This is a genomic window from Arcicella sp. LKC2W (assembly GCF_034931005.1).
GTDB lineage: Bacteria > Bacteroidota > Bacteroidia > Cytophagales > Spirosomataceae > Arcicella.
In genome coordinates, this window is sequence record NZ_JAYGIN010000017.1 from 39192 (window position 1) to 61042 (window position 21851).

Sequence of the window (21851 nt, forward strand, 5' to 3'; positions counted from 1 at the left end):
ATACGAAGCCTTCGCAATTTGTGAAGGCTTTTTTTTATTGTAACTTTGCAATCGGGTTTTGTGTGTAAATATTCACTCATTCACTCATTCACTCAATCACCATTGCAAGAATGAAAATATCTCTTAATTGGCTTAAACAATTTGTAGAAATAAATGAAAATGCTCAAGAATTAGATGAGCTTTTGACAGGTACAGGTTTAGAAGTAGAATCTATCGAACGCCACGAGGCTATCTTGGGTGGTTTACAAGGTTTTGTGGTGGGCGAAGTCCTTACTTGCGAACGTTTTGAAGTTAAAGAAAAACAATTGAGTCTCACAACGGTGGACATCGGTACGGGTACGCCTTCGCAAGTAATTTGTGGTGCATCTAACGTGGATGCAGGACAAAAAGTGATTGTAGCAACTGTTGGCACTACGCTTTATGACCATGCCGCAGGTAAAGCAATTTTCCAGATTACGAGCAAAAAAACCTATGGACATCTTTCGGAAGGAATGATTTGTGCCGAAGACGAATTGGGTTTAGGAACATCACATGACGGAATTTTGGTACTTGATACTGAGCTTCCAAACGGAACGCCTGCTGCACAATATTTCAACTTAGAAGCAGATTTGTTAGTTGAAATTGGTTTGACACCAAACCGTGCTGATGCGGCTTCGCATTGGGGCGTTGCTCGTGACGTGAAAGCAAAAACGGGTCGAGCTATCACGTTGCCTTCGGTTGAAAATTTCAAAGTTGAAAATAATAATTTCCCGATTGAATTAGTCGTAGAAAAACCAGAAGATTGTCCTCGTTTTTGCGGAGTAACGATTGATGGCGTAAAAGTGCAAGACTCGCCAGAGTGGTTACGTAAGTATTTGGAAACCATAGGTTTGCGTCCAATCAATAACATTGTGGATATTACCAATTATATCTGTCACGGACTTGGTCAGCCAATGCACGCTTATGATTGGCACGCTATCAAAGGGCAGAAAATTGTTGTAAAAACATTGGAAGCAGGTACAAAATTTACAACATTAGATGAAGTTGAGCGTACTTTGGGTGAAACCGATTTAATGATTTGTGATGCTGAAGAAGCTGTTGGAATTGCTGGAGTTTTTGGTGGAATGAAATCTGGAATTAAGCCAGAAACTACTCGTGTTTATTTAGAAGTGGCGTATTTCGACCCTGCTTCTGTACGTAAAACGGCTCAACGTCATGGCTTGAAAACAGATGCTTCATTCCGTTTTGAGCGTGGAACAGACCCAAAGGCAAAATTATTTGCTTTAAAACACGCTGCTTTGTTGATTCAAGAATTGGCGGGTGGCGTAGTGGCTTCGGAAGTTACAGATTTTTATCCTTCTCCAATTGCTGATTTTAACATCAAGGTTTTATACAAAAATATTGATCGTTTGATTGGTAAAAAGTTAGAAAAAACGCTGATTAAAGATATTCTGACGGCTTTGGATATTCAAATTCAGGATGAAAATGAAGATGGATTTACGGCAATTGTGCCTCCATTCCGAGTAGATGTGACCCGTGAAGCAGACGTAATTGAAGAAATTTTACGTATTTATGGTTTCAACAATATCGAACTTTCAGAGAATTTAGGAACGGATTATCTTTCGAGTTTTCCTGCGAAAGACCGTGATAATTTACAATTGAAATTGTCACAAATTTTGGCAGCCAATGGTTTCAACGAAATCATTACCAACTCTTTGACGAAACCTGTTTATGCAGAATTAATCAAGGCTGATTTGCCGAATGATAACGTTGAAATTTTGAATAAACTTTCAGAAGATTTGGGCGTAATGCGTCAGACAATGTTGTTCTCAGGTTTGGAAGTGTTGGCTTATAATATCAACCGTCGCCAGAAAGATTTACGAGTATTTGATTTCGGAAAAACGTACCATAAAATCAACGATAAATACGTAGAAAAACGTCATTTAGCCATTTTTATTACGGGTAATACCGAAAATGAAACTTGGCAAATGAAATCTCAAAAAGTAGCATTCCATACGCTTGCAAGTGCGGTGAATAAAGTTTTGGGCAGTCTTGGTGTGAAAAATTTCGACAGTAAACCTCTTGAAAATTCGGCTACTTTCGAATATGGTTTGAGTTATTTAGTGAATAAGAAAGAAGTCGTGAAATTAGGTTTAGTTAAACCAAACGTAGCCAAAAAAGCAGAAGTAAAACAACACGTTTTCTTTGCGGATATTGATTGGGATTATTTATTCAAACAATATAATGATAAGGCGGTTTTTGCTGAATTACCGAAATTCCCAGAAGTGCGTCGTGACCTTTCATTAGTAATTGACAAAACGGTAAGTTTCGACCAAATTCAGAAATTTGCTCGTAATTATGAGAAAAATTTGTTGAAGCAAATCAATGTTTTTGACGTGTATCAAGGCGATAATTTAGGTGAAGGTAAAAAATCATATTCGGTGAGTTTCACTTTACAAGATTACGAACAAACGCTTACCGATAAAGTTATCGACAAAACAATGGAGAAATTGATGGGAGCATTTGAGAAGGAAATTGGGGCGGTGATTCGGAAATAATATTTAGGTATAAGGGTTTGTAGATAAGTTTACAAACCCTTATTTTTAGCATATCAATTGAGTTTTACCTACTTTAAAATTAACAAAAAAGCTATGTCAATTATCAAACAACCTTTACTTTTTGCAGGCTCATTAGGCGAAAAGCATCTTTATACCCTTTATGATTCTGGGGCAAATCTTTCATGTATAAACCCAGAGTATTTAGAAAATTTAGAAAACCCAACTCAATTGGGGCGTATTCGTATGATGGGTACTGCCGCTGAAGGACATTATATTGAAGTAACACAAAGAGTAAGTCTTGACTTTTATATGGACGATGTACTTTTATCGGATGAATTTTTAGTGATTCCTGGATTGAGTGAAGAGGCTATTATTGGTGCCGCAACAATGCAGAAATGGAGAATAAAATTAGATTTTGAACACGATGTAGCTATTGTCGACCCGAAGGTTGCAAAAATGCAATTAGTATAGCATAATATTTGTCATAATTATTCGTATATAATTCAAATTTAAAAAAATAATAAAATGTTAAAATCAAATTTCTTAACCGCTTTACTTATTGTTTTGTCAATCAGTGTTTTTGCGGGAAAAAATCCAGCTAAAAAAGACGGAACCACAGGAATCCAATTCTTTAACGGAACCTTTAAAGAAGCCTTAGCGAAAGCTAAAAAAGAAAATAAAATGGTGATGATGGACTGCTACACTACTTGGTGTGGACCTTGCAAAATGCTAAAAAAGCAGGTATTTGTGGATAAAGCATTAGGTGATTACATGAATTCAAAATATGTTTGCGTAGCAATGGATTACGAAAACGGAGAAGGCCCAGCAGTAGCCCAACAATATCCAGTTGAAGGTTATCCAACACTTTATTTCTTAGATGCTTCTGGAAAGGTGAAAAAGACAATTGTAGGTGTGCCAAATCCAGTTTCTGGAGCAGCAGGGGCAATATTAAAAGAAGCTAAAAAATACGGGAAGTAGATTTAAGTTAAAATGAAAGAGGGAAGATTGTAGATACTTTTAATCTACAATCTTCCCTCTTTTTGTTACTCGCTAAAATTAGTTTCTTCTTCCAAATTTACCTTTCATACGGTCTTTTGCCTCATCTTTAATATCTTCATATTTGGTATATTGCTCAGCAGAAAGAATTGTTTTCATTTTTTCATCTTGCGATGTTACCAAATCTTTCATTTCCTTCATAGCAGCACGTTTGTCAGGGGCATCACGCATCGCTTCTCTTTTCTGATTTAATTCTAATAATAATGGTTTAATTTGACCAACTTGGTCTGTTGACAAATTCAAAGCCTTTGTCCATCTTTGAATTTGATTATCTACTTTTTGAGCAGGAGTTAAATTTTGTTGTGAACGTTCCCCTCTACCATCTTGGGCTTTTACTGATTCTGTGCTAAGAGCAAATGTGGCTGCAAAAATACCTAAAGCCAATACTAATTTCTTTTTCATGCTTAATGTGGATTAATATATTTATTGATTTTTCTGGTTAGATAACAGATAATATTAAAGGTTTAACGGAAAAATTAAAAACATATTTTGTAGAAATGGTCATAAAGCTGTAAATTTGCACTACAAAGAAATTAAACGCTTTGTAGGGCCTATAGCTCATTCGGTTAGAGCAACTGACTCATAATCAGTAGGTGCTTGGTTCGATTCCAAGTGGGCCCACTTAAAGGACTTATAATCAATTGATTATAAGTCCTTTTTTGTTATATCGGCAAATCCTTTCTTCGCTTTATGACTGATTACTATAAAATATCGTTAGAAATATTATCCCAAATCCTTAAAACTGAAGGCTACGACCATTGGGAAAAATGGATGCAAGAGGATATGAAATTATGGGAAACTTCAAAAAGTGTCGAACATCATTTGCATGCTTATGGTGGAATGGGGTCATTTAATGATGTAGTTATTGGCAATAATGATATTGGTGGTTTGTGGAAAGGGAGAATTTTTGGAGCTTTTCAATCACTCGCTTACGGACTTGCTTCTGGGGATTCTTTAGCAACTATTCTCGACCGAATGCAAAATGATTCTCACATAATCAGCGGGTGGAGATGTTTAGCTTGTGGAAATGCTAAAATCACAATAACAGACGTTGAGGCTTACGTTGCGTCATATTTTATTCCGAAGCTTTTTGTCGAATATATCAATAAAAATCAATTGGTAGATTTAATTGATGTTGATAAAATACTAACTTCTGAATTTATTACAAATAAGAGAAACGCTATCAAAAAGATAATTATTGAGGCAAGTATTACTTTGAGTGATGATACTAATTGGCAGTGGAAATGTCCGAAATGTGGCAGTAATGAAACTTGTGCGTATCGGTGGGAATTATTGGAAAATGAAACAAAAATCGTTGAAGCTAATGATAATTTACCTTTAAAAAAGTAAAACAGTATAAAACAAAGAAAGCACCTCATTTGAGGTGCTTTCTTTGTTTTTATGTATTCAAATCTTAATAAAACTTAGCTCTGTTATCAACCACTTTAGCATTTTCTTTGATTGCTTCGTTGATATAGAATGATGTTCTTTGTGCTGCCATCATTTTTGCTGAATTTTTATACATTGTCAAATCTGCAATAGCTGGAGCTGGAGTAGATTTTGTTGTTTCCATTACAAATACACCTGCTTCTCCTTTGAAAGGCTTAGATTTTTGTCCTACTTTTAAACCGAATGCTTTTCCTAATGCAGTTGGGTCAGCACCTGCACTTGTCAATACACCTTGTGCAAGCGTTAAATCGCTTACTGTTTCAACTAATGCACCTGCACCATACTTCTGAGCAATTTGCTCTAAAGTACCTGAAATACCACCTAATTTCTTCGTGATTTGCTCTGCTTTTAAATCACCTCTAACACGAGCAGTCAATTCATCACGGAAGTCATCAACTTTCACAACATCTTTGCTTGTTGCACCAGTTTCAAGAGCAACGATATATTGATTGTCATTTTGGAAAACTTCTGAAACCTCACCTATTTTAGTATCGTTATTAAATGCCCAACGAACAATATCACGAGCATTTTGCAAGTTATTTACACCAGTTGCTCCTTCTTGGATTTTGTCAGCACGAAGCATCAATAATGATTTATCTTTTTTCAAAGCTGCTTCAAATTTATCTTTAGTATCATTTGCTGAAGCAAAAGCATCTGCTTTACGTAATATTTCGTCCATTGTAGCTTGGCTTGGAGAGATTGTACGGTTAACTGCTGCTAATTTATAACGAGTGTTAGTTTTAGCTTCTGTAACTTTTACTACATGATAACCGAAATCTGTTTCAACAAGACCTGGTAACAAACCTGTTCCTGAATAACCAAATACTGCGTTTTCAAACGACTTAACCATTCCACCATTATTTTTGAAATAACCTAAATCTCCACCTTGTTGAGCTGTTCCGTCTGAACCAAACTGTTGTGCCATCGCTTCAAAAGATGCACCACCTTTAATTTGTCCTAAGATTCCCTCAGCACGTTTACGAGCTGCAGCTTTTACTGAATCTGGTGCGTTTTTGTCTGCATTGATTAAGATATGGCTTGCACGAACTGTGTATAATGAATCTTTCTGAACACCACCATATTTATAGATTGAATATGATAAACCGTTTTTGAAAGGGCCATAAATACCTCCAACTACCATTGAACTTAAAGAACCTTTTACTGCTTCTGGAATTTCAGCTAAAGTAGCATAGTATGGCGTTTTCACGTCTGAATTCATCATTGCAAAAGCTGAATCATTCTTTGTTACCGCTAATTCTTTTGCTAAACGCTTAATGTCGTTATAAAAAGATGCTGTATCGGCTTTTGAAGGAATTACAGGGAAAGTAACATACTGTAAAGAACGAGTGCTTTGTCCTTTGAAAAGGTCTTTGTGGCTATTCAAATATTCTTCCAATTGTGAGTCTGATACTTTAATCGCAGAATCAGCAACTGAATAGAATGGAACATACAAATAACGAACGTCAACTTTAGCAGTTTGAGCAGTATATTCTTTCTGAGCTTCTGCGTTAGTTGTGTAGGTTGACATTCTCAATAAATTCTCATACTTGCTTCTCAAACGGTCTTGGCTTAATGATTTTTCAAAATTTGCCCATGCTTGTTGTTGTGCTACTGGCATCGTTTTGAAGTTTTTCAAAAACTGAATAACGTAGTTTTTATCAAACTGCCCTGTTTGTGGATTTGTAAATTGTTGACGTACCGAAGGGTGAATATTTTCACCTTGAACCATGTCAACTAATTCTTTTGGCGTAACCGCTAATCCTAAAGATTCGTACTCTTTTCCATAAGCCAAATCCATAATGTATTGATTCCAAACTTGTTCACGCATTTGAGCTAATTCTTGCTCACCCGGACCACGACCAGCCTGTTGTGTATAGTTTTGAGAAAGTTCTTCAACCTTCTTTTGGAAATCCTGAAACTTGATGTTTTCACCACCAATTTCTCCCACAACATCACTTGAGCCGCCAAAGAAGCTTGAACGACCTTGGAAAATATCCCCACCGATAAGGAAGAGAATTAAACTGATAGCAATAGCTGCTGCTGCCACTCCCGACTTCTCTCTAATTTTGGTAATTAATGCCATTTTTAAATAGTTATTTATTTGTTATCTGCTGTTTGCCTCTCTTTCAGAAAGACATATTGTAATACAAAATTATTAATGAAAGTTTCTTTTAATTACGTTTAAAATAACGCAAAAGAAACGCAAAAGAAACGCAAAATAATCACATTCTGAGTTAATATCAAAATGTATGGCGGTCTATTGCTGATACCTCTTTTACAAAACCCTTGCCAAAAATATACTATACACGATAAGGAGGGTTGTTTTAATGGTTTATTAATTGCTAATTAGACCGATAAGTATTTGATAATCATCTCTTTTAGGATTTATAAATCGTAAAAGTCAGTGAATTGAAAATTTCTACTTGCATCTGTCAGATTCGAGAGTTTTTTTAAGTTTTTTTATTCAATTTCTGTTACCTATTCACTAATTTTCAGTCTTCAATTATATAAACTGTAATTATTTCGCTAAATAAGTCGCCTGTTTTACGGCGTTTTTATTTTCATAAAATCTGAATTAGCCCTAATGTTAAAAATAGACTACATATTATTGGCAAGGCATTTTCGTGGGGAAACTTCCGAAGAGGATAGTATTACAATTGATTTATGGAGAAACGAATCTGTGATGAATGGATTAACTTATAAAAGATTAGAGAGTGTTAGTAAATCTGAAAATTCAACAGAAGAGAAAATTATTAGCAAAGAAGAAACGATTGTATGGAAAAAAATAATTACTAAAATTTTAGCTGAAGAAGATTCTCCGATATAAGTAAGTATAATGACGAATTACAATTATTATAAGATTGATTATCAATGGTTTGTGGGATTTAAAAATGGTGTTTTGTCCTATTACTTAATCGCAAATAAAAAAGGCTGATAAATCAATTATCAGCCTTTTTATATTTTAAATTAGTTTATGATTAATAGTACGTTATAGCACTAATAACTAAATGCTACACTTTTACTGTTTGCGATAACGCTTCTAAGAATCTATCACATTCCGCTTGTCCTAAAGCTAAACTTGGTAAAAGTCTGAGTGTATTTTTACCTGCGTAACCACAGAAAATTTTGTGTTCAAACAATAATGTATCTCTAATGGCATCGACTGGTTTTTCAAATTCAATACCAATCATCAAGCCACGTCCACGAAGTTCTTTGATGCCATTTATTTGCTTTAAATTTTCAAATAAATATTCTCCTTTTTGAGTGGCATTTTCCATTAAATTCTCGTCTTTCATCACATCTAAAACCGCTACTGCTGCCGCACAAGCTAAGTGATTTCCTCCGAAAGTGGTGCCTAACATTCCAAATTTTGCCTTGAATTTTGGAGAAATTAATACGCCACCAATTGGAAAGCCATTACCCATTCCTTTGGCAGTAGTCATAATATCAGGACGAATTCCAGAGAAATCATGCGAGAAGAATTTTCCTGAACGACCGTATCCACACTGAACTGAATCCAAAATTAAAATGGCTCCAGTTTTATCACACATTTCACGAACAGTTTTCAAAAATTCGTCAGAACAAACATTAATTCCTCCAACGCCTTGAATTCCTTCTACAATAACCGCACAAACTTCTTCCGTGATGTTTTCTTTTAGAGCTTCAACGTCATTAAAAGGTAAAAACGTTACGTGTTCGTCGTAATTGATAGGGGCGATAATTGCTTTATTATCAGTTACCGCTACTGCACCTGCCGTTCTTCCATGAAACGCTTTTGAAAAAGCAATTACTTTTTTACGACCATTATAAAATGATGCTGTTTTTAAAGCATTTTCGTTGGCTTCTGCTCCCGAATTACAAAGGAATAACTCATAATCATCATAGCCCGAAAGCTCGCCCAATTTGGTAGCTAATTCTTGCTGAATGGGAATATTTACTGAGTTTGAGTAAAATCCTAAGTTGCTTAATTGTTCCGTTAATTTCTGTACATAATGTGGGTGAGAATGTCCAATTGAAATTACGGCATGACCTCCATAAAGGTCAAGATATTCTACGCCATTTTTGTCCCATAATTTGCTCCCTTGAGCTTTAACAGGAGTAATGTCGTAAAGTGGATATACATTAAAAAGATTCATTGTATCAGTTATTGGTTATTAGTTATTGGTTATCAGTAAAGCAAAGCAGTACTGTGCTTGTTTACCAGTAACTGATAACCAATAACTATTTTATTTATTTCTATGTCTTCCAAATTTGTAACCCAATGCTCCATAGAACTGACCAAACCAAATGCTTTGTTGAGCATAATCTGTGTCGTCTCTACCAGTTGTATGAACGTTGGTCATCCGAACGAATCCTCCCATCACGTCCGTTTGGAAAAAGAGCCTTCGTGATAAGTCAAATCGTAATCCAGTTTTGGCAGAAAAACCATAGCCTGCAAAATTGAAATGGTTATTTTTACCGACTTTAAAAAGATAAGAATCTGTGCGTGGAATTAAAGTTCCTGCACCCACGCCTACAAGCCAATCAACGCCCTGAATATCATTTTTGGCTTTCCAAAGGCGGTCATAACGGTCGAGTTCAAAATGGACGTAGTTAAAACCGTCGGTGTGTTCGTAAGTCAAAAAATCCTTATTTATTTTAAAGGGTTGATTGTCAAAATCCCCAACATAGGCAGGATTTATTGCTTGAACGTCAATCGCAGGAGAAGAAACCTGTGCTGAAATATGCCCCGAAATGGTTGACATTTGCTCGTTGACCATTACGTATTTCATGTGGTCTGAACCAAATGAAACTGCCCAATGGTCTTTGAAGAAATAACCAACTCTGAAATTATACTGTGGAATAGAAAGTCTGGTTATGTCTAAATATTCTTCCGCACTAAATGGAATTGGTAAATCATTGGCAACCACATCTTTTAACGTAAATTCATAACCAATTCCTTTAAATGTAATATCTGATTTGGCGTATTCTGAACGGTTATATCCCCAAAAAAAGTAATATTCTCCTTTGCGACTATATGGTTTCTTTTCTTGTCCTAAACTGTTGAAAACTATTGAATTGAGCAGTAAGATTAGTAATAATAGCTTTTGCATTTTGTGGGTTTATTAGTAACACAGATTTTAGTCTGCTTGGAATTTAACAGATTGAAGTCTGTGTTACGATTACATTCCAACAGATTTTAAACCTAATCCTGTTTTTTCATCAAGACCAAACATCAAGTTCATATTCTGAACCGCTTGTCCTGATGCTCCCTTCGTAAGGTTGTCGATGATGCTGGTTATCAATAAATTACCATCGTGAACTTCTAAAGAGATTAAACATTTGTTGGTATTAACTACTTGTTTCACATCCACAGCTACATCACTTACGTGTGTGAATGGGTGCGATTGATAATAATTTTTATAAAGTTCAGTTGCTTCTGCTAATGTTCCCGAAAACTTGGTATAAACATTTGCCATAATTCCACGAGTGAAAGTACCACGATACGGAATAAAATTAACCGTTGGATTTGTTCCTTGAAAAGAAGAAATCACCATGCCGATTTCCGTTAAATGCTGATGCGTGAAGGCTTTATAAATGGAAATGTTATTGCTTCTCCAAGAAAAATGCCCTGTTGGCGAAAGGCTTTGTCCCGCCCCCGTAGAACCCGTAACTGCCGACACATGAACATCGTCATGGATTAAACCCGCTTGAGCCAAAGGCAATAAAGCCAATTCAATGGAAGTCGCAAAACATCCTGGATTAGCAATATGATTTGCCTGACGGATTTTATCACGTTGCAATTCTGCCAAACCATACACAAAACCTTCCGATTGGTCACGGTAGTCGGTACTTAAATCAACGATTTTAACTGATTTGAATTCAGGATTTGCCGCTAAAAATTTCTTAGATTCTCCGTGTCCAGAGCAAAGAAAAATAACATCAACGTTGGTATGTAAGTCGTCGGAGAAGCGTAAATCTGTATCGCCTAATAAATCAGTGTGCGTATTATAAACAGGTTTTCCTGCTTGCGATTTTGAGTTTACGTAAACTATTTCTGCTTCGGGGTGATGGATTAAAATTCTGAGTAATTCGCCTCCTGTATATCCTGCACCGCCTATTATTCCTATTTTCATTTTTTTAGTTTATGAGTTCAGGAGTTTATGAGTTTATGAGTGCTAAAGATGACAATTTGTAAGATAGATATATTTTCTTTACTCATGTTTCCTTTAATTGTACTGCATAAAATTAACCCGTAAACTATTTATTCCGAACAGTTTTTATTAATGCAACCAACATAGCCTTAACTTCTCTAAATTGTTCCTCTAAGTTTTTGTACTCCTCTTCAGAGATATAAGCTAAATCTTTACTTAATAAATTGTAATATTCACTTTCATGGAGTGAACCAAGTGCAATCTGAAAGAAATTAGCAATATCATTTGATGAATATTTGCCACATCCTTCTACCAAATTTGCTGAAACAGAAACCGCACTTCGTCTATATTGACTTACCAAGCCGTAAACTTCACTTTTAGGAAAGCCATTCGTGAGTTGATAAACTTTTAGAACAATACGGTGTGATTTCTGCCATACTTTGAGGTCTTTGTAGTTTTGCATAATATATTGATGTGGTTTGTAGAATTTTTATCAAAGAAAATATTGATTAAGTGCCTATGAGAATACTTCTTAGAAAGATAAACTCATAAACACTTGACTCATAAACTTTCTTTATTTCCCCGCATAATCCGTCACCTTCCGATGAATCATCGTCTGATTTGAAACAATTTTTGAGAATCCTCTTACATCATCACCTGTCCACGAATTATTCATCTCTCCGTAAGTTCCAAAAATAGACGACATCAAATCGTATTTAGATTCAATTCCAATCATTTGATAACGATATGGTGCTAAATGAATATTAACCGTTCCCGTTACATTGTCTTGAGTATCAGCCAAGAAGGTTTCAAAATTACGCATGACAGGCTCTAAGAATTGTCCTTCGTGGAGCATTGTTCCGTAAGATTCCCCCAGAGTCTGTTTCCAGTATAATTGTTGCTTGGTAAGCGTGTGTTTTTCCAATAAATGGTGAGCTTTGATAATCAATAAAGGAGCAGCGGCTTCAAAACCAACACGTCCTTTAATACCGATGATTGTGTCTCCCACGTGAATGTCACGACCAACGCCATAAGGAGCTGCAATGTCAGTTAATTTACAAATTGCCGCAACTGGTGACATTGTCTCGCCATTGATTCCCACTAATTGACCTTTCTCAAAGTGTAATTTTACCGTTTCTTCGCCTGTTTTAGTCACTTGCGTTGGCCAAGCAGATTCTGGTAAATATCCGTTTGAAGTCAAAGTTTCTTTTCCGCCAACCGATGTTCCCCAAAGTCCTTTGTTGATTGAATAAGTAGATTTTGTCCAATCACGAACAACGCCTTTTCCTTTCAAATATTCAATTTCTGCTTCACGAGATAATTTCAAATCACGGATTGGCGTAATTACTTCCACATCAGGAACCATAATCTGGAAAACCACATCAAAACGAACTTGGTCGTTTCCTGCTCCTGTACTTCCGTGTGCGATGGCTTTTGCACCTAATTTGTTAGCATATTCAGCTACGGCAGTTGCTTGGAAAACACGCTCTGCTGATACTGAAAGCGGATAAGTATTGTTTTTCAAAACATTACCATATACCATGTAGCGAATACAATCATTGTAGTATTTTTCAACTACATCCAATGTTACGTGACTGGCAACGCCCAAACCGTAGGCTTTCTGCTCAATGTCTTTCAATTCCTCATCGCTGAAACCGCCTGTATTTACAAGGGCAGAATGTACTTCAAATCCACGGTCTTCGGATAGATATTTTACACAAAAGGAGGTATCAAGCCCTCCCGAAAATGCTAAGATTACTTTTGGTTTACTCATTTTTTGTTGTCAGCACCACGTAAATTGTGATGGGCTGGTATTTTTGAATTTATTTTAAAGTCGTTTTGTAAATAGTTTTTTACTGCCATTGTCTGTGTCTCCACAGACGACTATATCAATTTAATTTGGCATGGTTGTCTGTGGAGACACAGACAACGGCGAGGAAAGCTCTCGAAAATGCTAAGATTACTTTTGGTTTGGTCATCATTTGTCCATTATTTCCGAGGTAAACGTCTGATAATTCCAAGTAGATATATACTGAATATTGTCCATGAAAGAAAACCAATAATTGTTAGTTTGTCTGCTTTACTGAACCCAATCTCCCCTCTGACATCAGAATCAATATCGTAATAGAATGCTAAACCAAGTAAAATATATATTAAGAAAAAAGCATAAACAATAATCTGTACTAATACGAAAAGTAATATAGAAATTTTTCGACCCATTTTTACTTTTGTTGGTGTTTTAAGCTCCCCATCAATCGCTCGCATCTTGCGAGTGATTAGTATTAACAGGCTTCCAGCCTATACAATTACATAAAATTAGGCTGGAAGCCTGTTAATACCAGTAACTCGCAAGATGCGAGCTACTAAACAGTGCTTCCAATTCCATTGTGGACAAGATGCGAGCTACTAATCGAGAGTTTGTAATATCCCTAAACCGCCTGTCTCTCAGCTCTTTTAGCTTGCATTTTCAAAAACATCTTTTCTTTGATAGACTTCAAGCGTTCTAATACTTTTACGTCTTTCAAGAAATTCCACGGTTCGTGTTCTTCTTGTTGTGGTTGTTTTATGGCTTCGCTTTCTCTTTTGGCTTTGTTTTTCTCCCACTCTGGGTCGAAAATCATACCTGTGCATAAGCAATGCTTACGGTCGGTGCGAGTCAAAACGTCGTAATTTACGCATGATTTACAACCATTCCAGAAAGCATCATTTACTGGTAATTCTGAGAAAGTAGTTGGTTCATAACCCAATTCAGAGTTAATTTTCATCACCGCCAACGACGTAGTAATACCAATGATTTTGGCATCAGGATATTTACTTCTTGATAATTCAAAAGCTCTTGCTTTTACGGCTTTGGCAATGCCATATTTACGCCATTCGGGTTTTACGATGAGTCCAGAGTTTGCCACGAATTTTCCATGTTCCCATGTTTCTACGTAACAAAAACCAATGAATTCACCTGCATCATCGGTAGCGATAATTGCCTTCCCTTCGTTGATTTTATCACGAAGATATTCGGGAGAACGTTTGGCAATACCAGTTCCACGAGCTTTGGCAGATTCTTCCATTTCGTAACAAATGGCTTCAGCAAGATGTAAATGTTCAGTTGTAGCAACTTGAACTGTATAATTATTGGTTAAAACCTCAGAAGCTGATTCTTTTTCCACTATAAGTTTTAGCTAAAATTGTTTTTGAGTAAAAAAACAAGATGATGAATAACTATGGCTTAATAGAAAGCCTTAGATTGTTAATAAATACACGAAAAATATTTCGATAAAATATCCGTCACATAGACAGACAAAAATGCATTAGGGTATCAGACCCTACGGAAGAACGTACACCTAAAAATAGGTGTGGGGAGATAAGAATATGATATGAATTTTACTTCGTATTCCATTTTTATTAATAAATTAACCGACCTTGAAATGCTTGAAATCGAATAATCATGCAAAGTTTACCAAAACAAAATGGAAGATGCAATGTTTTTTTGCGTTTTTATTTTTTTTAGGATATGAAGGCGACTAAGAATCGGTGTTTAAAAGTGATACAGACCTGTTTTTATTGTTCTTTTATAAAGATTTATAATAATTTATCTTTGAAAACATTTTGGTGCTATCTCCCGTTATTTATGAAAAATATCAAAAAGTTTCATTCTTTCACTACTCAATGTATTTTAATGGAAAAAGAATCGGATATATCGTTAAGGTATTAAAAATCAAATAATTAGTCATTTTTCGGGTTAGTAATATTTGGATTTTAGAGATATTTTTTATAAAATTGATAAATGCTTTTATGAAAATATGGCATTGATAAACCTAAAAATGAAATGTTGTGCGTTATATTAAGATTGAAGTGAAAATTAGGCTTGAAGTTTGAGATGATTACTTAATTTTAATTAGTACAAAATACTTAACATTAAAGAATGTCTGTTTCTCCGAAAATAAATACAAATAAGCTCACAGCAGATGACCTAATTTATGGCTACATGAATGGTATTTTCCCGATGGCAGATACTGATGGGACGTTATATTGGTATTCGCCAGACCCAAGAGCCATAATTCCGATTGATACTTATAAACCGCCCAAATCGTTGCGTCCTGTCCTTAATAAAAAAACTTTTGAGGTAAGAATTAATACCGACTTTGAGGGTGTCATGAGAAATTGTGCCGCTGCTCGAAAAGGAGATGACGAAACTTGGATTTCGGAAGAAATTATTGAAGCCTATTGCGAATTACACCAAATGGGATTGGCTTATTCTGTTGAGACGTATATTGAAAACCGTTTAGTTGGAGGTCTTTATGGTGTTTCTATTGGAGGAGCTTTTTTTGGGGAATCAATGTTTTATAAAGTACCCGATGGCTCAAAAGTTGCGTTTCATTATTTAATGGAAATTTTAAAGTGTCAAGAGTTTGAATTGCTTGATACTCAATTTATTAATGATAATGTTCGTCGTTTTGGTGCAATTGAAATTCCTCGTGGAGAATATGTAAAAGCTCTCAAAAAATCACTTGAGAAGCGTTGTCTATTTACTGAATCATCATTAGAGCATCTCTTTAGGGTTTGATAGAAAAGGAAAGAATAGCCGTTTGTAGAGAAAAGATATACTGAACAAAAAGTGATTTGCGAAAAGGCGAATACCACTAAACATGGATTTTCAAAAAGGCGAATCAATACACTTTCGTAAATCTAAATGTTTTCAGTATAATTCGTATTTTTGCAGGGTAAAATTAATCACTCATTCCATTATTCTTCAATCATATATTTAGAAATGTCTAAACCAATCATCGTTATAAAATTTGGGACTGCTTCAATTACGCATAAAACAGGCGAGTTAAATGAAGATATTTTGCAAGAAATAGCTCGTCAGATTTCGATTCTTCATGTTGATTATCAGATTGTTATGGTGTCGTCGGGGGCAGTAGGAGCAGGGAGAGGGTTTATCCAAAATTATAAAGGGACAATTTCAGAACGCAAAGCTGCCGCTGCCATTGGTAATCCTTTATTGTTGGCAAAATACACACAATATTTCTCAAAATACGGAATTACCGTTGCTCAAAGTTTGTGTGAAAGACATCATTTTGCCAACAGAAATCAGTTTTTACAATTGAAAGAAACCTATCAAGAACTTTGGAAAAATGGTATTATTCCAATTGCCAATGAAAATGATGTGGTTAGTAATTTAGAATTAAAATTCTCCGATAATGATGAATTGGCAACGCTGATTGCCACTGGTTTTGGGGCAGATACATTGCTTTTATGTACTTCTGTTGGTGGACTTTTGGATGCTGATAAAAATATTATTCCTTTTATTCCGAAGGTGGATTCTTCAGTGCTTGGATTAGCTAATGACGATAAGTCTTCTTTAGGTTTGGGCGGTATGATTTCTAAATTAACTTATACTCGTATGGCTACACGCATGGGTACACGAGTAGTTATTTTTGGTATGAAGCCGATAGACGGAATGTTGAAAGCGATTGAAAATCAGAATGGTACAAGTTTTTCTCCTGAAAAAGTAGCGTTAAATGCTCGCCAGAAATGGTTGGCTTCGGGCAGTCTAATTGCGGGAAAAGTACAAGTAGATGCAGGAGCGAGCAATGCTTTAGAGAATAGAAAAAGTTTGTTGGCAGTGGGTATCAAAAAAGTGATAGGTTCATTTGATAAAGGTGAGGTTTTTGAGGTTTTAGACGAAAAGAAAAACGTCATTGCTATTGCCAGAGCAAGAGAATCGTCGGAGGTAATTGCCGCAAATTTGAAGACGCAAAACTTTGAAGTGGCTAATGCTGATGAGATTGTGGTTTTGTAGTTCCCCCATTTAAGTGACCCTGTCTGCACTACGATTTTTAAGTTAACTTAATTTTATGATGATAAAAAACCTTAAAATTAAGTTATCCTTCAAATCATAGTTCAAACAGAATGTTTAATCTACGCTCGATGATTTTCCAATTTCTCCCAAGTATCGCCTGAAAGAATATTTTTTACATTATCCGAAGCTAAAAAATCATGCGGAAAACCTAAATCAAACTTACTTACTTCGTCTAATTTAATAATTTGTTCGGTAGATAATTTGAAATTTACACAACCCAAAGAATCTTCAATTTGCGTTAAAGACCTTGCTCCAACAATCGGAATTACCACCTGATTTTTCTGACGGCACCAGTTTAATGCTACTTGTGCGGGAGTTACGCCCATCTCCTCTGCCACATTTACAACGGCTTGAGCAATTTTCTGAGAACGCTCATTTATTCGTAAACTATTGTCTGGTACACGCCCTTTTTCACCTTTCAAATATTTTCCTGACAATGCACCGCCTGCCAATGGAGCCCAAGGTGTAACTGCCAAATCGAGCGACTTAGCCATAGGTAATAAATCACGCTCTGGGGTGCGTTGTATCAGTGAATATTCAACTTGTAAGCCCACAAAACGACTCCAACCTCTCAAATCTGCCATTGTATTAGCTTGTGCAACGACCCAAGCAGGCGTGTCCGAAATGCCTATATATTGCACTTTTCCTGATGAAACTAAATCATCTAAACCACGCATCATTTCGTCAACAGGTGTAGTGCCATCCCAAGCGTGAACCCACAAAAGGTCTATAAAGTCAGTTTTTAATCTTTTTAGTGATTCATTGACCGAACGAATCATATTTTTACGGTGATTTCCAGAAAAATTTGGGTCACCTTTACGGTCAAAAAGGGAATATTTTGTAGCTAAAACAAAGTGGTCACGGTCGGTATTGATAAAATCGGCAAGCATTTTTTCGGAAGTACCTTCTGTGTAACGATTGGCGGTATCAATAAAATTGCCGTCGGCATTGGCATAAGCATCAAAAATGGATTTTGATGTTTCATAATCCGCTCCCCAACCCCATTCTGTTCCGAAAGTCATTGTTCCCAACGCAATTTCTGCAACCCTTAATCCAGATTTTCCTAATAGTTTATAGTTCATAGATAATGATGATTTATGTTTTTCTTATTTGATGAACGCCTTTTAAAACTCAATGGTTCAGTAAAAATATGATGATAATTTTAGATTTTTTTGGACTAACATTCGGTTTATTTGTTTCTTTGTAAGATAATCAAAAACAATCAGCGGATGTTAGATAAAAATCAAATTGCTCAACGAATTGCTCGTGAAGTAAAAGACGGATATTATGTCAATTTAGGAATCGGGATACCAACACTTGTGGCAAATTATATCCCCGAAAATATAAATGTTGTTTTACAATCTGAAAATGGGTTGCTTGGAATTGGTCCTTTTCCAACTGAAGAAAACGTTGACCCTGACTTGATTAATGCAGGAAAACAAACGGTTACAATGGTTGATGGTTCGTCACTTTTTAGCTCTGCCGAAAGCTTTGCCATGATTCGGGGTGGTCATGTTGATTTGACTATTTTGGGAGCAATGGAAGTTTCTGAAAATGGAGATATTGCTAATTGGAAAATTCCGGGAAAGATGGTAAAAGGCATGGGTGGAGCAATGGATTTGGTGGCTTCTGCTGAAAATATCATTGTGGCGATGCAACACATTAATAAAGCAGGAGAGTCTAAGTTGTTGAAAACGTGTTTATTACCATTGACAGGTTTGCGTTGTGTAAAGAAAATTGTTACTGAATTAGCAGTATTAGAGGTTCTGCCCGAAGGAGGATTTAAACTGTTAGAAACGGCTCCAGGTGTTACCATTGAAGATGTTCAGAAAGCAACAGAAGGAAAACTAATTATAGGTGAGGATGTGGTAGAAATGAGTTTTGTTTAAAATTTAGATAAAAATAATAGCGTTCAGATTTTGAGAATTTCTACAAAATCTGAACGCTATTATTTTTACTCATCTTTCAAAACGATAGTACGATTGGTTGTCATCACTTCTTTTCCATTCACTTTGGCAGTTGTTAAATCACCAGATTGAAGGCTAACGTGTTTGATGAAAAAGTTATTTTCTGTTTTCACAACAAAGGTATATTCGTCGTCTTCAAGTGGAGAAAGCTCCAGAAGCATAGAAGCCTTATTTTCTTTACCTAATAATTTTTCAAATAAGAAGGTATAGTCATTGCGTCTGCGTAAATATGCCTTCATCGTTTCTTTTGAAGGATTACTGATATTTACTTTTAAGTTTAACGGATTTTTTTCATCTTCTGAAAGTGTGACTTTAAAAGCATTTTCAGCATTTTTTGATACTTTTTTCTTTGAGTCATTTGAAGTTGTTTGTGCGTCAACTTGCGAAATTGTACATAAAAAAAAGGCTGAAATTACTGCACCTTTCAAAATCATATTGGTTGATTTTGTCATGGTAAGTGTGTTGGTTAGGAAATTGTTTTAGATTTATGGGTTAAAATTGAAATAAACGTTATTTGGTATCTAAAATTTCTACTTTTCTATCTAAAAACATTTGTCCATTTCTTGTTCCCAATTCTTCTGTGGTAATAACAAAATTTTTCGTAAATGATTCGTAGTTGGTAGTAATTGAGAGGGTGTAAATGCCATCTTCTAATTTTTCAAGACCAAGAAGCATGGAGTAATTGGGTCTGCGATGAAAAATATCATCTTGAAAAAGCTGACCATTTTGATTTTTAAGGTTAACATTTAGAAGTTCTTGTGCAGGATTATTAACGACAATCCTAAAGTTAAGATTGCTGGCTGTTTCCTGATTGACAGAGACTTGAAATAAATTTTTAGTGCTTTTGTCTATCTTTGGACGTTCTTCACGCATAGATAAATACTGAGCTGAAGCGGATACGGTTATAATTGTAAATCCAGTAAGGAAAATAGACTTAATAATGCTGTTTCTCATTTTTAATGCTGTTTGAGGAGTTATAAAAACTCATTGGCGGAAACTCAAAAAACAGTGGTTATAAGTTTATGATAAAAACGTAAAAGTACCTTTTCTCGTGTGGAGAAGTTATTTTTTTACGTCAAAGTTAGTAAACGGTAGTTTTCGTAAATGACGAATTTAAGAGAATAAAGGTGAAGAAGGGATTTTTTTGAAAATTTGTATGAGAATAAAGTTTAGTGTATATACTTGACTAAACTCTATTCTCTATAAATTATACTCTAATTAATTTATCTTTTCATCAAATTTTTCATGTTTGGCATTTTCATTTTGCCATCTTGTACATTGTTCATCATACGCATCATTTTACGCATTCCGTCAAATTGTTTCAAGAGATTGTTTAATTCTGTAACGCTTGTTCCTGAGCCTTCTGCGATACGTTTCTTGCGAGACATATCCAAAATTTCAGGTTTCTGACGCTCTTTTGGTGTCATTGATTGGATAATTGCTTCGATAGATTTGAACGCATCATCTGGTACATCAACGTCTTTCACCGCTTGCGACATTCCTGGAACCATACCCATCAAATCTTTCAAATTACCCATTTTCTTGATTTGTTGTAATTGAGCGTAGAAGTCTTCAAACGTAAATTGATTCTGACGAATTTTCTTATTGATACGTTCTGATTCTTCTTCATCAAATGCCATTTGAGCTCTTTCTACCAAACTCAACACGTCACCCATGCCCAAAATACGGCTTGCCATACGGTCAGGATAGAATTGGTCAAGAGCGTCCATTTTCTCACCTGTCGATATAAACTTGATTGGCTTATCTACAATATGACGAATTGAAAGGGCAGCACCACCACGAGCATCACCGTCTAATTTGGTGAGGACAACCCCATCAAAATTTAAGCGTTCGTTGAAGGTTTTAGCAGTATTTACGGCATCTTGTCCTGTCATTGAATCCACCACAAAGAGGATTTCTGAAGGTTTAATTGCATCTTTTACCGCTGCAATTTCGTTCATCATCGCTTCATCAACTGCCAAACGTCCAGCAGTATCCACAATAATTACACGCTTGCCCATTTTACGCCCATACGCCAAAGCGTTTTGAGCAATTTCAACGGCATTTTTATTTTCAGGTTCAGCATAAACGTCCACACCTACTTGTTCTCCAAGCACTTTCAACTGGTCAATTGCCGCAGGACGGTAAATATCACAGGCTACTAAAAGGACGTTACGACCGCTTTTCTTGAGGTATTGGGCTAATTTTCCTGAGAAAGTTGTCTTTCCAGAACCTTGCAAACCTGCAATTAAGATAACGGCAGGATCTGGTTTCAAGTTAATGGCTTGTACCGACGAACCCATTAATTTAACGAGTTCTTCGTGAACAATTTTCACCAACATTTGCCCTGGGTCAACGGCAATCAAGATTTTCTGCCCCATGGCTTCTTCCTTGATACGGTCGGTGATTTCTTTGGCAACTTTATAGTTTACGTCAGCATCCATCAAGGCCTTACGGATTTCTTTGATGGTACTGGCTACGTTTACGTCAGTGATACGTCCCTTACCTTTAAGGGTACGCATTGCGGTGGTAATTTTACTGCTTAAATTTTCAAACATTACGTAATGTATTTATTTCAATAATTCTGTTAAAACCTTATTTGTCAATCGTTTATCAAAAATTACTTTCTCTCGAAACTTTTTCGTTGTGGTCTGCTTCTTTCATCATCATTGCTAAACCCAAATCTTCTTGAATTTCATCAGAAACTAATTGCGTTTGAATTTGCATTTTTTTGAATAAATCTGATAATAATTTCATCTCAGATTTATTTCGAGGAGTAATTACCATTGATGTCATATTCACGAACGATTTTATGTTTACAACAAAGGTACAAAATAAAGTCTAAACG

21 protein-coding genes and 1 tRNA gene are annotated in these 21851 nt (G+C 35.7%); 9 read left to right on the top strand and 13 right to left on the bottom strand.

Features of this window, described 5'->3' with window-relative positions; genetic code table 11:
• Window positions 1–110 precede the first annotated feature (110 nt).
• The 3 genes from pheT to VB796_RS14285 all read left to right on the top strand — a co-directional run bounded on the left by pheT (window position 111) and on the right by VB796_RS14285 (window position 3515).
• The gene (pheT, locus tag VB796_RS14275; RefSeq protein WP_323347239.1) at window positions 111–2537 is read left to right on the top strand and encodes a phenylalanine--tRNA ligase subunit beta; all 2427 of its coding nucleotides are present in this window, start codon (window positions 111–113) and stop codon (window positions 2535–2537) included.
• A gap of 93 nt (window positions 2538–2630) precedes the next feature.
• Window positions 2631–3008, top strand: coding sequence for a hypothetical protein (locus tag VB796_RS14280; protein ID WP_323347240.1), 378 nt, complete (start codon window positions 2631–2633; stop codon window positions 3006–3008).
• A gap of 54 nt (window positions 3009–3062) precedes the next feature.
• Complete coding sequence (locus VB796_RS14285; RefSeq protein WP_323347241.1) at window positions 3063–3515, top strand: thioredoxin family protein; 453 nt, start codon at window positions 3063–3065, stop codon at window positions 3513–3515.
• Window positions 3516–3593: 78 nt separating this feature from the next.
• Here the strand turns inward: VB796_RS14285 and VB796_RS14290 are convergent, their stop codons facing one another.
• Window positions 3594–3995 (bottom strand): hypothetical protein, encoded by a 402-nt coding sequence (locus VB796_RS14290; protein ID WP_323347242.1) that lies wholly within the window; start codon window positions 3993–3995, stop codon window positions 3594–3596.
• Between the two features lie 145 nt (window positions 3996–4140).
• Here VB796_RS14290 and VB796_RS14295 point away from each other — a divergent pair.
• Together VB796_RS14295 and VB796_RS14300 are read left to right on the top strand one after the other, a co-directional pair.
• Window positions 4141–4214 (top strand) — tRNA-Ile (locus tag VB796_RS14295).
• A gap of 69 nt (window positions 4215–4283) precedes the next feature.
• The gene (locus tag VB796_RS14300) at window positions 4284–4943 is read left to right on the top strand and encodes a DUF6966 domain-containing protein (RefSeq protein ID WP_323347243.1); all 660 of its coding nucleotides are present in this window, start codon (window positions 4284–4286) and stop codon (window positions 4941–4943) included.
• A 64-nt stretch (window positions 4944–5007) separates the two neighbouring features.
• Here VB796_RS14300 and VB796_RS14305 read toward each other — a convergent pair whose 3' ends face one another.
• A complete protein-coding gene (locus tag VB796_RS14305; RefSeq protein WP_323347244.1) occupies window positions 5008–7125 on the bottom strand; it encodes a peptidylprolyl isomerase in 2118 nt (705 codons plus the stop codon).
• Between the two features lie 501 nt (window positions 7126–7626).
• Between VB796_RS14305 and VB796_RS14310 the strand changes: the two genes are divergently transcribed.
• The gene (locus VB796_RS14310) at window positions 7627–7869 is read left to right on the top strand and encodes a hypothetical protein (RefSeq protein WP_323347245.1); all 243 of its coding nucleotides are present in this window, start codon (window positions 7627–7629) and stop codon (window positions 7867–7869) included.
• A 184-nt stretch (window positions 7870–8053) separates the two neighbouring features.
• Here VB796_RS14310 and VB796_RS14315 read toward each other — a convergent pair whose 3' ends face one another.
• From VB796_RS14315 to VB796_RS14340, 6 genes are all read right to left on the bottom strand, one after another.
• On the bottom strand, window positions 8054–9178 hold the full coding sequence (locus VB796_RS14315) for an aspartate aminotransferase family protein (protein ID WP_323347246.1): 1125 nt from the start codon (window positions 9176–9178) through the stop codon (window positions 8054–8056).
• 90 nt (window positions 9179–9268) lie between these two features.
• Complete coding sequence (locus VB796_RS14320) at window positions 9269–10135, bottom strand: hypothetical protein (protein ID WP_323347247.1); 867 nt, start codon at window positions 10133–10135, stop codon at window positions 9269–9271.
• Between the two features lie 69 nt (window positions 10136–10204).
• A complete protein-coding gene (argC, locus tag VB796_RS14325; protein ID WP_323347248.1) occupies window positions 10205–11158 on the bottom strand; it encodes an N-acetyl-gamma-glutamyl-phosphate reductase in 954 nt (317 codons plus the stop codon).
• A 124-nt stretch (window positions 11159–11282) separates the two neighbouring features.
• Window positions 11283–11639 carry a four helix bundle protein gene (locus VB796_RS14330; RefSeq protein ID WP_323347249.1) on the bottom strand — a complete coding sequence of 119 codons (357 nt, stop codon included), beginning with the start codon at window positions 11637–11639 and terminating at the stop codon, window positions 11283–11285.
• A gap of 111 nt (window positions 11640–11750) precedes the next feature.
• On the bottom strand, window positions 11751–12950 hold the full coding sequence (gene argG / locus VB796_RS14335) for an argininosuccinate synthase (RefSeq protein WP_323347250.1): 1200 nt from the start codon (window positions 12948–12950) through the stop codon (window positions 11751–11753).
• 655 nt (window positions 12951–13605) lie between these two features.
• On the bottom strand, window positions 13606–14340 hold the full coding sequence (locus tag VB796_RS14340; RefSeq protein WP_323347251.1) for a GNAT family N-acetyltransferase: 735 nt from the start codon (window positions 14338–14340) through the stop codon (window positions 13606–13608).
• Window positions 14341–15095: 755 nt separating this feature from the next.
• On the opposite strand from VB796_RS14340, the gene aat reads away from it, so the two are divergent.
• Both aat and proB read left to right on the top strand, forming a co-directional pair.
• Window positions 15096–15737 carry a leucyl/phenylalanyl-tRNA--protein transferase gene (gene aat, locus VB796_RS14345; RefSeq protein WP_323347252.1) on the top strand — a complete coding sequence of 214 codons (642 nt, stop codon included), beginning with the start codon at window positions 15096–15098 and terminating at the stop codon, window positions 15735–15737.
• A 204-nt stretch (window positions 15738–15941) separates the two neighbouring features.
• Complete coding sequence (gene proB / locus VB796_RS14350) at window positions 15942–16976, top strand: glutamate 5-kinase (RefSeq protein ID WP_323347253.1); 1035 nt, start codon at window positions 15942–15944, stop codon at window positions 16974–16976.
• Between the two features lie 119 nt (window positions 16977–17095).
• Here the strand turns inward: proB and VB796_RS14355 are convergent, their stop codons facing one another.
• Window positions 17096–18118: an aldo/keto reductase gene (locus tag VB796_RS14355; RefSeq protein ID WP_323347254.1), complete on the bottom strand. Its 1023-nt coding sequence runs from the start codon at window positions 18116–18118 to the stop codon at window positions 17096–17098.
• A 147-nt stretch (window positions 18119–18265) separates the two neighbouring features.
• Here VB796_RS14355 and VB796_RS14360 point away from each other — a divergent pair, with 147 nt between their 5' ends.
• The gene (locus VB796_RS14360) at window positions 18266–18925 is read left to right on the top strand and encodes a 3-oxoacid CoA-transferase subunit B (RefSeq protein WP_323347255.1); all 660 of its coding nucleotides are present in this window, start codon (window positions 18266–18268) and stop codon (window positions 18923–18925) included.
• 65 nt (window positions 18926–18990) lie between these two features.
• Here VB796_RS14360 and VB796_RS14365 read toward each other — a convergent pair whose 3' ends face one another.
• The 4 genes from VB796_RS14365 to VB796_RS14380 all read right to left on the bottom strand — a co-directional run bounded on the left by VB796_RS14365 (window position 18991) and on the right by VB796_RS14380 (window position 21760).
• Window positions 18991–19455 carry a hypothetical protein gene (locus VB796_RS14365; protein WP_323347256.1) on the bottom strand — a complete coding sequence of 155 codons (465 nt, stop codon included), beginning with the start codon at window positions 19453–19455 and terminating at the stop codon, window positions 18991–18993.
• Window positions 19456–19513: 58 nt separating this feature from the next.
• The gene (locus tag VB796_RS14370) at window positions 19514–19957 is read right to left on the bottom strand and encodes a hypothetical protein (RefSeq protein WP_323347257.1); all 444 of its coding nucleotides are present in this window, start codon (window positions 19955–19957) and stop codon (window positions 19514–19516) included.
• A gap of 269 nt (window positions 19958–20226) precedes the next feature.
• Window positions 20227–21561 (bottom strand): signal recognition particle protein, encoded by a 1335-nt coding sequence (gene ffh / locus VB796_RS14375; protein ID WP_323347258.1) that lies wholly within the window; start codon window positions 21559–21561, stop codon window positions 20227–20229.
• A 55-nt stretch (window positions 21562–21616) separates the two neighbouring features.
• Window positions 21617–21760 carry a hypothetical protein gene (locus VB796_RS14380; protein WP_323347259.1) on the bottom strand — a complete coding sequence of 48 codons (144 nt, stop codon included), beginning with the start codon at window positions 21758–21760 and terminating at the stop codon, window positions 21617–21619.
• Window positions 21761–21851: the final 91 nt, after the last annotated feature.

Coding starts and splice junctions, on each gene's coding strand:
- VB796_RS14365 (WP_323347256.1), bottom strand. CDS start 19,455: ATGACAAAATCAACCAATATGATTTTGAAAGGTGCAGTAATTTCAGCC.
- VB796_RS14380 (WP_323347259.1), bottom strand. CDS start 21,760: ATGAAATTATTATCAGATTTATTCAAAAAAATGCAAATTCAAACGCAA.
- pheT (WP_323347239.1), top strand. CDS start 111: ATGAAAATATCTCTTAATTGGCTTAAACAATTTGTAGAAATAAATGAA.
- VB796_RS14320 (WP_323347247.1), bottom strand. CDS start 10,135: ATGCAAAAGCTATTATTACTAATCTTACTGCTCAATTCAATAGTTTTC.
- VB796_RS14280 (WP_323347240.1), top strand. CDS start 2,631: ATGTCAATTATCAAACAACCTTTACTTTTTGCAGGCTCATTAGGCGAA.
- VB796_RS14360 (WP_323347255.1), top strand. CDS start 18,266: ATGTTAGATAAAAATCAAATTGCTCAACGAATTGCTCGTGAAGTAAAA.
- argC (WP_323347248.1), bottom strand. CDS start 11,158: ATGAAAATAGGAATAATAGGCGGTGCAGGATATACAGGAGGCGAATTA.
- VB796_RS14315 (WP_323347246.1), bottom strand. CDS start 9,178: ATGAATCTTTTTAATGTATATCCACTTTACGACATTACTCCTGTTAAA.
- aat (WP_323347252.1), top strand. CDS start 15,096: ATGTCTGTTTCTCCGAAAATAAATACAAATAAGCTCACAGCAGATGAC.
- ffh (WP_323347258.1), bottom strand. CDS start 21,561: ATGTTTGAAAATTTAAGCAGTAAAATTACCACCGCAATGCGTACCCTT.
- VB796_RS14290 (WP_323347242.1), bottom strand. CDS start 3,995: ATGAAAAAGAAATTAGTATTGGCTTTAGGTATTTTTGCAGCCACATTT.
- VB796_RS14300 (WP_323347243.1), top strand. CDS start 4,284: ATGACTGATTACTATAAAATATCGTTAGAAATATTATCCCAAATCCTT.
- VB796_RS14370 (WP_323347257.1), bottom strand. CDS start 19,957: ATGAGAAACAGCATTATTAAGTCTATTTTCCTTACTGGATTTACAATT.
- VB796_RS14355 (WP_323347254.1), bottom strand. CDS start 18,118: ATGAACTATAAACTATTAGGAAAATCTGGATTAAGGGTTGCAGAAATT.
- VB796_RS14305 (WP_323347244.1), bottom strand. CDS start 7,125: ATGGCATTAATTACCAAAATTAGAGAGAAGTCGGGAGTGGCAGCAGCA.
- argG (WP_323347250.1), bottom strand. CDS start 12,950: ATGAGTAAACCAAAAGTAATCTTAGCATTTTCGGGAGGGCTTGATACC.
- VB796_RS14330 (WP_323347249.1), bottom strand. CDS start 11,639: ATGCAAAACTACAAAGACCTCAAAGTATGGCAGAAATCACACCGTATT.
- VB796_RS14310 (WP_323347245.1), top strand. CDS start 7,627: ATGTTAAAAATAGACTACATATTATTGGCAAGGCATTTTCGTGGGGAA.
- proB (WP_323347253.1), top strand. CDS start 15,942: ATGTCTAAACCAATCATCGTTATAAAATTTGGGACTGCTTCAATTACG.
- VB796_RS14285 (WP_323347241.1), top strand. CDS start 3,063: ATGTTAAAATCAAATTTCTTAACCGCTTTACTTATTGTTTTGTCAATC.